The 13,109-nt window shown below is 71.6% G+C and carries 14 protein-coding genes; 10 read left to right on the forward strand and 4 right to left on the reverse strand.

The window, feature by feature from the left end; translation table 11 throughout:
• Positions 1-219: 219 nt before the first annotated feature.
• From VGR32_RS11295 to VGR32_RS11310, 4 genes are all read left to right on the forward strand, one after another.
• The gene (locus VGR32_RS11295; RefSeq protein ID WP_327450698.1) at positions 220-1,011 is read left to right on the forward strand and encodes a response regulator transcription factor; all 792 of its coding nucleotides are present in this window, start codon (positions 220-222) and stop codon (positions 1,009-1,011) included.
• A complete protein-coding gene (locus tag VGR32_RS11300) occupies positions 1,012-2,424 on the forward strand; it encodes a sensor histidine kinase (protein WP_327450700.1) in 1,413 nt (470 codons plus the stop codon).
• A 25-nt stretch (positions 2,425-2,449) separates the two neighbouring features.
• Positions 2,450-3,757 carry a trypsin-like peptidase domain-containing protein gene (locus VGR32_RS11305; protein ID WP_327450702.1) on the forward strand — a complete coding sequence of 436 codons (1,308 nt, stop codon included), beginning with the start codon at positions 2,450-2,452 and terminating at the stop codon, positions 3,755-3,757.
• 275 nt (positions 3,758-4,032) lie between these two features.
• The gene (locus VGR32_RS11310) at positions 4,033-4,365 is read left to right on the forward strand and encodes a DUF2794 domain-containing protein (protein WP_327450704.1); all 333 of its coding nucleotides are present in this window, start codon (positions 4,033-4,035) and stop codon (positions 4,363-4,365) included.
• Here VGR32_RS11310 and VGR32_RS11315 read toward each other — a convergent pair whose 3' ends face one another.
• Complete coding sequence (locus VGR32_RS11315; RefSeq protein ID WP_327450705.1) at positions 4,366-5,148, reverse strand: SDR family oxidoreductase; 783 nt, start codon at positions 5,146-5,148, stop codon at positions 4,366-4,368.
• Positions 5,149-5,202: 54 nt separating this feature from the next.
• Here VGR32_RS11315 and VGR32_RS11320 point away from each other — a divergent pair, with 54 nt between their 5' ends.
• The 4 genes from VGR32_RS11320 (at position 5,203) to VGR32_RS11335 (ending at position 8,222) form a co-directional block, all read left to right on the forward strand.
• A complete protein-coding gene (locus tag VGR32_RS11320; protein WP_327450707.1) occupies positions 5,203-5,598 on the forward strand; it encodes a YkvA family protein in 396 nt (131 codons plus the stop codon).
• Positions 5,599-5,672: 74 nt separating this feature from the next.
• Positions 5,673-6,839, forward strand: coding sequence for a 23S rRNA (adenine(2503)-C(2))-methyltransferase RlmN (rlmN, locus tag VGR32_RS11325; protein ID WP_327450709.1), 1,167 nt, complete (start codon positions 5,673-5,675; stop codon positions 6,837-6,839).
• Positions 6,840-6,955: 116 nt separating this feature from the next.
• Entirely contained in the window at positions 6,956-7,396 is a 441-nt protein-coding gene (locus VGR32_RS11330; protein WP_327450711.1) for a DUF350 domain-containing protein, read from the forward strand.
• A 4-nt stretch (positions 7,397-7,400) separates the two neighbouring features.
• Entirely contained in the window at positions 7,401-8,222 is an 822-nt protein-coding gene (locus tag VGR32_RS11335; RefSeq protein WP_327450713.1) for a serine protease, read from the forward strand.
• Here VGR32_RS11335 and VGR32_RS11340 read toward each other — a convergent pair.
• A complete protein-coding gene (locus VGR32_RS11340; protein WP_327450715.1) occupies positions 8,219-9,103 on the reverse strand; it encodes an isoaspartyl peptidase/L-asparaginase family protein in 885 nt (294 codons plus the stop codon). The genes VGR32_RS11335 and VGR32_RS11340 overlap by 4 nt on opposite strands.
• An 86-nt stretch (positions 9,104-9,189) precedes the next feature.
• On the opposite strand from VGR32_RS11340, the gene VGR32_RS11345 reads away from it, so the two are divergent.
• Entirely contained in the window at positions 9,190-10,188 is a 999-nt protein-coding gene (locus tag VGR32_RS11345; protein WP_327450717.1) for an NADPH:quinone oxidoreductase family protein, read from the forward strand.
• Entirely contained in the window at positions 10,185-10,895 is a 711-nt protein-coding gene (locus VGR32_RS11350; RefSeq protein ID WP_327450719.1) for a 2OG-Fe(II) oxygenase, read from the forward strand. Before VGR32_RS11345 ends, VGR32_RS11350 begins: the two co-directional genes overlap by 4 nt.
• On the opposite strand, the gene hslU is transcribed toward VGR32_RS11350, so the two are convergent.
• Positions 10,892-12,187, reverse strand: coding sequence for an ATP-dependent protease ATPase subunit HslU (hslU, locus tag VGR32_RS11355; RefSeq protein ID WP_327450721.1), 1,296 nt, complete (start codon positions 12,185-12,187; stop codon positions 10,892-10,894). The two genes, VGR32_RS11350 and hslU, sit on opposite strands and share 4 nt — an antisense overlap.
• A gap of 19 nt (positions 12,188-12,206) precedes the next feature.
• The gene (locus VGR32_RS11360) at positions 12,207-13,088 is read right to left on the reverse strand and encodes a hypothetical protein (RefSeq protein ID WP_327450723.1); all 882 of its coding nucleotides are present in this window, start codon (positions 13,086-13,088) and stop codon (positions 12,207-12,209) included.
• Positions 13,089-13,109: the final 21 nt, after the last annotated feature.

A 13,109-nucleotide genomic window follows, 5' to 3' on the forward strand; every position in this document is an offset into this window, starting at 1 on the left:
ACAGCGCCACCCGACGCGGGCTTCCGGAAAACCACGCGCGCGGAGCGTCACGCGAAGCCGAAACGGTATTTTCTTTCTGCATCCGGGCTTCGCGCCCGGCGCTCCGCCCGCCCTCCAACTCCGCGCGAAAGCGACGGGGCGCCGACCCGTGTCAGGAACCGTCGGCTTGCCCGTGTGGCCATCCCGCGCCATCGTCGGCCGGCGCAGGGGAGTGCCGTGATGACCGACGCCGCGATCGAGGACGACGCCTTCGCCCAGCTGGGCGCTGTCTTCGCGGGCCGCTCGGCCCTGTTGCTGGAGGACGACCCCGCGCTGGCCGAGCACGTCGAGGCGCGGCTGCGGCGCGCGGGGTTCGCGCGCGTCGACCGCTTCGACGCCGGCGAGGGCGCGCTGGGCGCCGCGGCGGACCACGCCTACGACGTCATGATCCTCGACCGCCTGACGGCCGGGCTGGACGGGCTGGAGACGCTGAAGCGCCTGCGCGCCTCGTCGGGACCCTCGGCCCAGGCTCCGGCCCTCATGCTGACCGCGCTGGGCGGCGAGCGGCAGAAGGTCGACGGCCTGCTGTCCGGCGCCGACGACTACCTGGCCAAGCCGGTGGGCGACGAGGAGCTGCTGGCCCGCATCGCCGCACAGCTGCGCCGCTCGTCGAAGGCCGCGCCCGCGGCGCCGTCCGAGCTGGTCAACGGCCCGTTCCGCCTCTCGCCGGGCGCCCGCACCCTCAAGTGCCGCGACCGCGTGATCGACCTGTCCCCGCTGGAGTTCGCCATCGTCTCGGAACTGATGGGCGCCCGCGGCCAGCCGGTCACCAAGACCATGCTGTGGGACCGCTGCTGGGTGGAGTGGAACTTCCTGCCCGACAATTTCGTCAACATCATCGACGCCCGCATCTCGGCCCTGCGCAAGCGGCTCAAGGAGCAGTGCCCGGAGGTGCCGGACGAGATGCACCCCCTGATCGTCTCCGCCCGCAGCCAGAGCCTCGTGTTCCGCGACCTGGGGCCCGCATCCTAGGTGATCGGCACGCGCTTCCGGGCCTGGCTGGGCCGTCGCACGCTCGCGCAGCTGTCGGTGGCGGTCGGCGTGCTGGCGGCGCTGGCCCTGACCGGCTCCCTGATCGTCACGGGTCTGGCGGTCCGGGCCGAGCAGCGCAAGCAGGCCGCACTGTCCGCCCTGGCCGACTACGCCGCCATGGCGTCCAAGCTGGGCGCCGACGCCGGCCTCGCCGAAGGCTCCGTGACGGCGGCGGACGCGGCCTATTTCTCGACCTGGCTCGCCGCCTTTCAGGACGGCCCCGCCGCCGCCCAGAACGACGTCACGCTGGAGGAGACCTGCCGCACCGGTCGCGGCGGCGCCGGCGTGCGCCTGATCCGCGCCCCGGTCGGCAAGCCGGCCGGGCTGGCGGCGCTGGAGCAGGCTCCCGCCACCCGTCTGCCGGCGCTCGGGGACGACGTCTGGGCCGTCCATTTGGCGCCCGGAGAGCTGTGTCCGCGGCGGGCCGTGGACGTCGTGGTCGTGGCCAAGTCCGTCGGCGCTCTCGACATCCGCGTGGGACGGGTCGTGGCCCCCATGGGCGAGGCCTGGATCTGGGCGGTCGTCAGCGTCGCCGGGGCCGCCGGTCTGATCCTGATCACCGCCCTCGCCGGCGCCGTGATCGCCCGGGGCCGCCTGTCCGTCGGCCTCGACGCCGTCAGTCAGGCTCTTGAAGGCGCCGCCGTCGGCGACCTGTCGCGGCGCGCGCCGGAGGAGGGGGTCGCGCCGGAGCTCGACGAGCTGACCCGCCACGTGAACCGCACGTTGGACCGGCTCGACGACCTGATGTCGTGGCTTCGTGACTCCTCCGACCAGCTGGCCCACGACTTCCGCACCCCGCTGGCCCGGGCGACGGCGCGGCTGGAGTCGCTGGAGGAGGCGTCGACCGCCGCCGAGCGTCGCCGTCTGCTGGCCGAGGCCCGCGCCGACCTCGATCGGCTGAGCCAGGCCATGGCCGAAACCCTGATGCTGCGCGACGGCCAGGCCTGGGCGTTCGAACGGATCGATGTGGCCCAGCTGCTGCGGGCCGTCGCGGAGCTCTACGAGCCGCTCGCCGATGCCCGCGGCGTCGCCGTCGTCGTCGACGCCGGGCCCTGCGCCATCCTCGGCGTCCGCTCCCTCATCCAGCGGGCCCTGGTGAACCTGACCGACAATGCGGTGAAGTTCTCGCCCGACGGCGGCGTGGTGACGCTGGCGGCGAGGACGCAGGGCGACGGCGTGGTCCTGACGGTCGCCGATCAGGGCCCCGGCTTCGGCGCGCAGGCCGCCGGCGGCGCCGAAAGCCATGGCATGGGCCTGCCCTTCGTGCGGGCGGTGATGCGGCGGCACGGGGCGACCCTGGACGTCGGCTCCGCCGATCCGGGCACGGTCGTCACGGCGACTTTCTCGCGCTAGCGTGGGGGCGAACAGAGGATTCCGCATGCGTCGCACCGTCCGCCTTTCGCTTGGCATGGCCCTGACCCTGGGCGCCGCCCTGCCCGCCGCGGCGGCCCACGCCCAGTCGGCGCCCGCGCCGTACGACGCCCAACGGGGGGTGTTCACCTTCGCCGCGGGGCTCGAGAAGTCGCTCCCGGCCGTGGTGCAGGTGACGACGCTGGGACAGTCCGAAGGCCCGTCTTCCGGCAGTCGGGATCCCAAGATCATCGCGACCGGGTCCGGCGTCATCATCGACGCCCGTCAGGGCATCGTCGTCACCAACCAGCACGTGGTGGAGAACGGCACCAAATTCACCGTCGACATGCTGGACGGCCGTCTGGTGGACGCCACCCTGATCGGCGCCGACAAGTCCACGGACATCGCCGTGCTCAGGATCGACGCGCCGAACCTGATGCAGGTCGAGATCGTGGACAGCGACACCCTGCGCACCGGGGACGTGGCCTTCGCCGTGGGCTATCCGCTGGGTCTGGACCAGACGGTCACCATGGGGGTCATCTCCGGCCTGAACCGGTCCGGCCTCGGCGACGCGGTCGAGGACTACATCCAGACCGACGCGGCGGTGAACTCCGGCAACTCCGGCGGACCGCTGCTGGACAGCCGCGGCCGGCTGATCGGCATCAACACCTCGATCCTGTCCGGCGGGGGCGGCGGCAACGACGGCATCGCCTTCGCCGTGCCCACGCGCATCATGATGGTCGTGGTCGGCCAGCTGCGTGCATTCGGCGAGGTGCGCCGCGGCGAGATCGGCGCCGTGCTCGGCTCGCTGACGGCCGAACGGGCGCGGGAACTGGGTCTGGGCATCGTCCGCGGCGCCGTGGTGCTGGACGTGGCGCCGGGCTCGCCGGCCGAGCAAGCGGGTCTGCGCGCCGGCGACGTGATCACGCGCATCCACTCCCGCCCCGTCGCCAACGCCGGTTCCGTGCTGGCCACCGTCGGCGTCGCCGCCCCCGACGCCCGTCTGTCGGTCGTGTGGCTGCGCGACGGGGTCGAGATGTCGGGTCAGGTGCAGGTGCGCATGTCCGCGCCGGGCGCGATCGTCGTCGGCGCCGACCGGGTGGTCGCGCGCGGCGCCACCCTGGCCGTCGCGTCCGGCGACGTCGCCGGCCTGCTGGTGGAGTCGGTCGAGAGCGGATCGGCCGCCGCGGCAGGCGCGCTGCGCGCCGGGGACGTGATCGTCGCCGTCGACGGCACGCCGGTCGCCGATCTGTCGTCCGCGTCCCGGCTGGAAGCCGACGGCACGCACGCCCTCACGGTCCGGCGCGGCGGCGAGGACGTCCAGATCACGATCTGAAGGAGCCCGAAACGAAGACGCCCGCCGCCGCCTAGAGGGGGAGGGGTGGCGGGGCGGACGTCTCGCTTGGAGGAAGCATCGGCCCGCCGGAGCCCGTAGCGGAATGAACCGGGGGGCTGGGGGGGCTGTTCAGGATCCAGGTTCACTCCGAACCCCGGCGAGCCGATGAGAGGACCTTCATCGGCCAACGCGGCGCGTGAAAGTCCGAAACGGGGCCATTTCGTGTCTCGGGAGAAGGGCTGGCGCCGGGGCGGAATCGTCCCCACTCTCCCTGCATGAGCTTCGAGGCCCTGCCCGATCCGAAGGCCGGTCCGGTCTTCTTCGACCGCCGCGAACTTGAGCGCATCCTGCGGGTCTACGGGCGCGGCGTCGCCGCCGGGCAGTGGCGCGACTATTCGGTGCTCGGCCACGAGGACGCGGCGGAGTTCGCCATCTTCCATCGGTCGGGCGACGCGCCGCTGTATCGCATCGAGAAGCGCCCCTCCCTGCAGCGCCGGCAAGGCCAGTGGGCCGTCTACGGCTCGGGCGGTCAGGTGCTGAAGCGGGGCCGCGAGCTTGAGCCCGTCCTGCGCGTCTTCGACGCCCGGCGCTTCACCGTCGTCGACTGATCAGCGCGGCGCCAGCCGGATCGCGCCGTCCAGCCGCACGCACTCGCCGTTGATGTAGACGTTTTCGGCCAGATGGATCGCCAGCGCCGCATAGTCCGCCGGCGTGCCCAGCCGCTTGGGGAAGGGGATCATGGCCGCCAGGGCGTCCTGAACCTTCTGGTCCATGCCGGCCATCATCGGCGTCCACATGATGCCCGGCAGGATCGTGTTGACCCGCACGCCCTCGTTCATCAGGTCCCGCGCGACCGGCAGCGTCATGGCGTAGACGCCGCCCTTGGAGGCCGAATAGGCCGCCTGTCCGATCTGGCCGTCCTGCGCCGCGACCGAGGCCGTGTTGACGATGGCCCCACGCTCGCCGTCCTCCAGCGGGTCCAGCGTCACCATGCCTGCCGCCGACTGCGACAGCACGCGGAAGGTGCCGAACAGGTTGATCGAGACGGTCCGCTCGAACTGCGCCATGTCGTGGGCCCGCGGCTCCTGCGTCTCGCGATTGCGCGACACCGTCTTCTGGCCGGTGGCGATGCCGGCGCAGTTGACGGTCAGGCGCTCCTGACCGTGCGCGGCGCGGGCCTTGGCGAAGCCGGCGGCGACGCTCTCGTCGCTGGTCACGTTCACCTCGCAGAAGACGCCGCCGATCTCGAACGCGACCTGCTCGCCGCGCTCTGCGTTCAGGTCGAAGATGGCCACCTTCACGCCCTTGTCCGCCAGCGCCCGCGCCGTGCCTTCGCCCAGACCGGAAGCTCCGCCCGTCACCACCGCCGCGATCGACCCGTCGAGTTTCATGGAGGCAGTCCCTATGTTGGCTGAACCGTTGAGTTGCGCGAGGGTTTAGCGGCCATGCCCGCCGATGCCAAACCGATCGATCCGGATGAGGTGCTGGACCCCAGGCGGGCGCTGGTGCCCTCGGTGCAGAAGGTCAACGAGCGTCGCGTGACGCGGGGCTTCTGGCCCAAGATGCGGCGCGTGGCCACCCGCGTCCCCTTCGCCGATCGCGCCCTGTCGGTCTGGTACGCAGCCCGCGATCCGGAGACGCCGGCGGCGGCCAAGGGGATCATGCTGGCCGCGCTGGCCTATTTCGTCATGCCGATCGACGCCATTCCGGACATTTTCGCCGGCATCGGCTTCACGGACGACGCGGCGGTGATCGCCGCCCTGCTGGCGACGCTGGGCGCAAACGTCCGCAAGAGGCACCACGAACTTGCCAAAGACGCGCTGAAGCGCCTCGACGGCTGAGGCCACGCGTTCGCCGCCTTTCGTGCTATAACCCCGACATTCCCCACGCCTTTCCGAACGCGGATCGATCTCTCTTGAGCCTGACCCTCGACCTGACGCGCGCGTCGCCTGCGCCCGCCGCCCCCGTCAACCTGACCGGTCTGACGCGCGAGGGCCTGCGTCAGGCGCTGATCGACGCGGACATCTGTCCGCCCGAGAAGGCGAAGATGCGGGCGTCGCAGGTGTGGCGCTGGATCCACCACTACGGCGTGACCGACTTCGCCCAGATGAGCGACGTCGCCAAGGAAACGCGGGCGAAGCTGACCGAAGCCTTCACCTTGGCGCGGCCCGAGATCGTGGAGCGGCAGGTGTCGAAGGACGGCACCCGCAAGTGGCTGATCCGCACCGCGCCCGGGATCGAGATCGAAACCGTCTACATCCCCGACGTGGGGCGCGCCGGCGCCCTGTGCGTGTCCTCGCAGGTAGGCTGCACGCTGAACTGCAGCTTCTGCCACACCGGCACGCAGAAGCTCGTCCGCAACCTGACGGCGGCCGAGATCGTGGCCCAGGTGCAGGTGGCGCGCGACGACCTGGACGAATGGCCGTCGCCCAAGGAAGACCGTCGCCTGTCGAACATCGTCTTCATGGGCATGGGCGAGCCGCTCTACAATCTCGACCACGTCGCCGATGCGGTCGACATCATTTCGGACAACGAGGGCATCGCCCTGTCGCGGCGCCGGATCACGGTTTCCACGTCCGGCGTGGTGCCGCAGCTTCAGGCGCTGGGTGAGCGGACCCAGACCATGCTGGCGATCAGCTTGCATGCCACCAACGATGCCCTGCGCGACGTGCTTGTGCCGCTGAACAGGAAATATCCGCTGGACCAACTGATGGCCGGCATCCGCGCCTATCCGGGTCTGGGCAACGCGCGTCGGGTGACGTTCGAATACGTGATGCTGAAAGGCGTCAACGACAGCCCCGAGGAGGCGCGGGCGCTGGTCAAGCTGATCCAGGGCATCCCGGCCAAGGTGAACCTGATCCCGTTCAATCCGTGGCCGGGGACGGACTACCAGTGCTCTGACTGGAAGACGATCGAGGCGTTCGCCGCCATCCTCAACCGCGCCGGCTACGCCAGCCCCATCCGCACGCCGCGCGGCCGCGACATCTTGGCCGCCTGCGGGCAGCTGAAGAGCGAGAGCGAAAAGGTCCGGGCCAGCGCGCTCAGGCAGGCGGAGCGGGACGCGGGCGCCGAGGCGGCCTGATCGTCCGCCCCCTGTAATCATCCGTCACCGGGTGTGTCCCCCCTGCGCTTGCGGATTGGGGCGCGATTGAGGCATGTCCGGACCAGGCGCATGGGGCGCCGCCGGCTCGCGTCCTGATGGAATCCTTCCTCTCCGATCTGCTCGCAAGCGCCGAGGTTCAGGCCTTCGCGAGCGGGTTCCCGACCATGCTGCTACATCTCGCGGCGACCTTGGGGCTGCTGGTGCTGGGCGCGATCATCTACGTCGCCCTTACGCCGTGGAAGGAAATCGAGCTGATCCGCGAGGGCAACGCCGCGGCGGCGGTGGCTTTCGCCGGTGTGCTCGTGGGCCTGGCCGTGCCGCTTGCGGTGTCGCTGACGGCGTCGACCTCCCTGCGCGAAATCGGCCTGTGGGGACTGGCCACGGTGGTGATTCAGCTGCTCGCCTTCCGGGTCGTGGACATGATCCTGACCGGCCTGCCGCAGCGGATTCGCGAGGGAGAGGTCTCGGCCGCCGTGCTGCTGGTGGGCGCGAAGTTGGCGACGGCCTTGATCCTGGCCGCCGCGCTGTCCGCCTGAACCGATGAAGCTTCCCGACTGGTTGGTCTACGCCTCGGTCATAGGCGCCTTGGCCGTGGCCGCGGCCTCCGTGCGCGAGGACGTCTACACGCCGCCCGCGCCGCCGCCCCCCGGAGAGGCGGAAGGCGCCTTGCTGGGGCCCGTCACGCCGTTCGACGCGGCGGTGACGGTAAACGCGCCGGACATTCCCTTTCAGCCGGCGGCCGGAACGGCATTCTCCATTGCCGGCGAGGGGCGCTGGGTGACGGCGCGCCACGTGGTCGAGGGCTGCCGGAGGCCGGCCATTGTGGTCGGCGGCGGGCGCGCCGTGGCCGCCGACGTCCGCCTGGCTCCCCGGGCGGACGTGGCGCTGTTGCTGACCGACGGCGGCCCCCCCGCGCTGCACGTCCCGGTCGACCTGCCGCTGAGGGTGGGTCAACGGGGGTTTCATCCCGGGTTTCCGCAGGGCCGGCCGGGCGAGGTGACGACCCGCCTGCTGGGGCGCGAGACGTTCAAGGTGCGCGGCCGCGGGGCCCGCGACGAGCCGGTCCTGGCGTGGGCGGAGATCGCGCGCACCGACGGCCTTCGCGGAACGCTTTCGGGCCTGTCCGGCGCGCCGGCGCTGGATCGGTTCGGCAATGTGGTGGGCGTGACCATCGCCGAGGCGCCGCGGCGGGGCCGGGTGTACACGACCGCCCCCGACACCTTCCTGCCGGCCGTTCGCGGCATCCAGCACGCCGACGAACCCGCCTTGGGCGAGCCCGTCACGCCCGACAACTACGGGCGCGTGGCCGACGCCCTGCGCCGCGACCTGCGCGTGGCGCAGGTGATCTGTCTGTCCGCCTAGGCCATGTCCTCGTCGAAGACGGCCACGTGGATCTGGCCGTCCGGCGCCAGCCAGGCGCGCTTCATGCCCTGGCTGTTGAAGGGGTGGGACACGCGGCCGGAGGCGTCCAGCGCGATCAGGCCGCCGTCGCCGCCGAGGGCCCCCACGGCGTCGATCGCCGCGCGCGCGGCGTCGTCGACCGATGCGCCGCCCGCGACCGACCAGCCCACGCGGGCCGCCGCGACGGTGCGCATGAAGTATTCCCCCTGACCCGTGCACGACACGGCCACCCGGGCGTCGGCCCAGACGCCGCAGCCCACGACCGGGCTGTCGCCGACGCGTCCGGGCGCCTTGCCGAAGACGCCGGCGGTCGAGGTGGCAGCTGCAAGGCGACCCTGCGCGTCCAGCACGCAGCAGCCGACCGTGCCGTGCGCCAGCGTGCCCGGCGGATGATTGTCCTCGCCTTGACCGGCGCGGGTGAACCAGGCGTTGACGTCCTCAATCCGGTCCAGACCGCATTCGCCGGCGAACCGGGCGGCCCCTTCGCCGGCCAGCAGGACATGCGGTGTGTGATCCATGACCGCGCGGGCCGCGACGACCGGATTGCGAAATCCCTGCAGGGCGGCGACGGCGCCGACGCGTCCGGTGGCCCCGTCCATCAGGCTGGCGTCCAGTTCGAAGGCCCCGGCGAGGTTCGGCGAGCCGCCGCGCCCGGCGACGTACAGGCCGGAGTCCTCGAGCAGCACGGTGGCCTCGACCGCGACGTCCAGGGCGGCGGCGCAGGCGTTCAGCCGCTCGGCCATGCGGGCCACCACCTCGCCCATGTGGGCGCGCTCGGCCGAATAGTCCTTGCTGCGTCGCGCGCCGGCGCCTCCGTGCAGGATCAGGGCCGGGCGGGTCATGCGTGCCTCATCGGAAGCGGGCCTATGCGGAAGCGTGCGCGACCGTTAGCGTCGGCGTCCTCCCCGACGCAAGCCAAAGGATCACCATGCGCGCCGTCCTGTCCAAAGCCCCCGGCGGACCCGAGACCCTGGTCGTTGAGGAGGCGCTGGATCCCACGCCGCTGAAGGGCGAGGTGGTGATCGAGGTTAAGGCGGTGGGGATCAACTTTCCCGACACCCTGATCATCGAGGACAAATATCAGTTCAAGCCTCCGCGACCCTTCTCGCCGGGCGCCGAGGTGGCCGGAGTCATCGACGCGGTAGGGGAAGGCGTGAAGGGGCTGCAGCGCGGAGATCGCGTGATCGCCGTGCCCGGCTGGGGCGGACTGGTCGAGCGCATCGCGGTGCGCGCCGATGCGGTGGTCAAGATGCCGGCGGGCATGTCCTTCGAAGAGGGCGCGGCCCTGCTGATGACCTACGGCACCAGCTATTACGCGCTGAAGGACCGCGCGGAGCTGAAGGCGGGAGAGAGCCTGCTGGTGCTGGGCGCCGCCGGGGGCGTGGGCGTGGCGGCGGTCGAGCTGGGCAAGGCCATGGGCGCGCACGTCATCGCTGCGGCCTCAACCAACGACAAGGTCCAGTTCGCCCTGGAGGCCGGCGCCGACAACGGCCTGATCTATCCCTCGGGACCGATGGACAAGGCCGCGCAGAAGGAACTGTCGGGCGAGCTGAAGCTGGCCAGCGGGCGCGACGGGGCCGACGTGGTCTACGACGCCGTCGGGGGCGACTACGCCGAACCGGCGCTGCGGGCGATGGACTGGGGCGGCCGGTACCTGGTGGTCGGCTTCCCGGCGGGGATACCGAGCCTGCCGCTGAACCTCACGCTGCTGAAGTCGGTGTCGGTGGTGGGTGTGTTCTGGGGCGCGGCTGTGATGCGCGATCCGGCGGGTCATGCGGCCAACGTCGCCGACCTGATGCGCTTCTGGAGCGAGGGAAAGATCAAGCCGCGCGTCAGCCGGACCTTCCCGCTGGAGCGCGCCGCCGACGCCATCCAGGCGCTGGGCGACCGGTCGGCCCTGGGCAAGATCGTGGTGACGGTGGAATGACGCCGCCTCCGGCGGAGGCGATCACGCGGCTGGCGCAGACGGGTCGCGTGCGGGTGGACATGCCGCTGGGGACGGAGCTGACGCAGGGTCTGCATCACGCCCTGGCCTCCCCGGAGATGGTCTGGAACCGGGCGATCCGCACGCCCTTCGGCACGGACGTTCCGGCCACGGTGTTCGACGCCCAGGATCCGGTCGAGAAGGCGCGCCTGATCGCCATGGTTCATGAAGAGGCCGGCGAAGGCTTCCAGTTCATCTACGACCGGCTGCGACTCGGTCAGGCTCGGGCGATGGGGCTGCCGCTGCCGCCGCCGCTGGACGGCCTGCACGCCCTGTTCAACGCGCCGGAGTGGCTGGATTGGGCCCGGTCGTTGACCGGCGACGACCGCATCGCCTACGTCGACGCCCAAGCGACCCGCTATCTCCCCGGTCACTTCCTGAACGGGCACGACGACCGCCACGAGGACGCCGGGCGGCTGTACGCCTACGTCCTGAACCTGACGCCGCGCTGGCGCGTGGAGTGGGGCGGTCTGCTGGCTTTCCTCGACGACTGGGTCCGGGTGTCCGAAACCTTCGTTCCCGCATTCGGAACGCTGAACGTGTTCCGCGTGCCCCAGCCGCATCTGGTGACGCAGGTGGCCGACTTCGCGCCGGACCCGCGCCTGGCCGTCACCGGCTGGTGGCGGACCACGCCGCCGCCGACCGCCTAGAGGATGTAGCGGCCCAGATCGGCGTCCTTCGCCAGATCGGCGACCCGCGAGCGGACGAGGTCGGCGTCGACGACGAATGGACCGGATCGGTCGGGGGCGGTGAAGCTGAGGTCCTCGAGCACGCGCTCCACCACGGTCTGGAGGCGGCGCGCGCCGATGTTCTCGACCGCCGTGTTGGCGGCCACGGCCGCGTCGGCCAAGGCCTGCACCGCTTCCGGTGTGAAGCTCAGTTCGACGCCCTCGGTCGCCATGAGGGCCTCGTTCTGGCGGATCAGGTTGGCCTCCGGTTCCGTCAGAATGCGGGCGAAGTCCTCGCGCGTCAGCGCCTTGAGCTCGACCCGGATCGGCAGCCGGCCCTGAAGCTCCGGCAGCAGGTCCGACGGCTTGGCGACGTGGAAGGCGCCCGAGGCGATGAACAGCACGTGGTCGGACTTCACGGGCCCGTATTTGGTGGACACCGTCGTGCCTTCGATCAGCGGCAGCAGGTCGCGCTGCACCCCTTCGCGCGACACGTCGGCGCCCCGGGCCTCGGACCGGGCGGCGACCTTGTCGATCTCGTCCAGGAAGACGATGCCCTCCTGCTCGGCCAGGGCGACGGCCTCACGGGTCAGGCTGTCCTGATCCAGCAGCTTGTCCGCTTCTTCGGACGTCAGGGGGGCGACGGCGTCGCGCACCGTGGTGCGCACGGTCCTGGTGCGCCCGCCGCCCAGCTTGCCCAGCATCTCCGACAGGTTGAGCATGCCCACGTTGCCGCCCGGCAGGTCCATGCCCTGCAGCGGGGAGGCGGTGTCGGCCAGAGCGATCTCGATCTCCTTGTCGTCCATCTGGCCGGCGCGCAATTTCGCGCGGAAGCTGTCGCGGGTGGCCGGCTGGGCGCCGGGGCCGACGAGGGCGTCGAGAATGCGCTCTTCCGCCGCGGCCTCGGCCCTGGCCCGCACGTCGGCACGGCGGCGATCGCGGACCATCACCAGCGCGGCCTCGACGAGGTCGCGGATGATCTGGTCCACGTCGCGGCCGACGTAGCCGACCTCGGTGAATTTGGTGGCCTCGACCTTCAGGAATGGCGCGCCCGAAAGCTTCGCCAGACGGCGCGCGATCTCGGTCTTGCCCACGCCGGTGGGGCCGATCATCAGGATGTTCTTGGGGGTCACCTCGTCGCGCAGGGCGGGATCCACGCGCTTGCGCCGCCAGCGGTTTCGCAGCGCCACGGCCACGGCGCGCTTGGCGTCGGCCTGTCCGACGATGTGGCGATCCAGTTCGGAGACGATCTCGCGGGGGGAAAGGTCGGTCATGGGCCCCAGATGGGGGCGCTCACTGCGTCGCGGGAGGGGGCGGCGCCGGGATCAGGTAGGCGACCACGATCCGCCACTCGCCCACCCGGTCGCCCGGCTCCGACGGCCGGCGCTGCCACAGACGGACCCAGTGACCGGTGCGGGCCAGCCCATCAGCTTCCCAACGCGCCGGGCCGTATCCCCAGACCAGATCGCCATGGGCGGAGACGCCGCCGTTCTCGGCCGGACCGAACTGGAAGCCGTGAGGCCAGGCGTCCAGAGCCGCGGCCTGCGCCTGCGGATCCGTGGCCGGCGGCAGCCTTGCGACGTAGAGGCGCGCGTCCGGCGCCAGCCAGGTCAGGTGGACCTCCTTCTGGGCCATGGAAGCGCCCATGTGCAGCATCTCCTCGTTCACCCGCACCGACCGGACCGCCATGTCGGCCGGCATCGGGGCGACCGGCGATGCCGGCAGAACGACGGGATCGGCGTCCGGCCCGGCCACGTCCGAGGACGGAGAGGCGGGGCCGCCGTCGTAGACCCAGCGCCACGAGCCGTCGGCCTGTCGACGCCAGACCGTGAAGTAGTGGCCGGCGCGCTGGCCGTTCACCGCCACGCCGCCCGTGGTGAAGCCGAGGTCGCCGGACGCGGCGATCCCCGCGAAGTTGGGCCACCATTCCAGCAGCGGCTCCTGCGGGTCGCGCACCGCCTCCGGCGGATAGACGGCCGACACGCGCTGGGCCCGACCAGCGGCGATTACGATCCCGTCGGGCTCGGCCCATTTGTTGAAGCTGCCCGCGATGCCCAAGGCACGGCCGTCGGCCGCGAAGGCGCGTTCGGCCGCGATGACGGGGGCGGCGTCGGGCATCTGAGCGGCCGCCATGGACGGCAGAGACAGTGCGAGGGTCAGGACGAGGACGCGCATGCCTCCATGAAGGCGCGAAAT

This window comes from Brevundimonas sp. (assembly GCF_035935935.1).
GTDB lineage: Bacteria > Pseudomonadota > Alphaproteobacteria > Caulobacterales > Caulobacteraceae > Brevundimonas.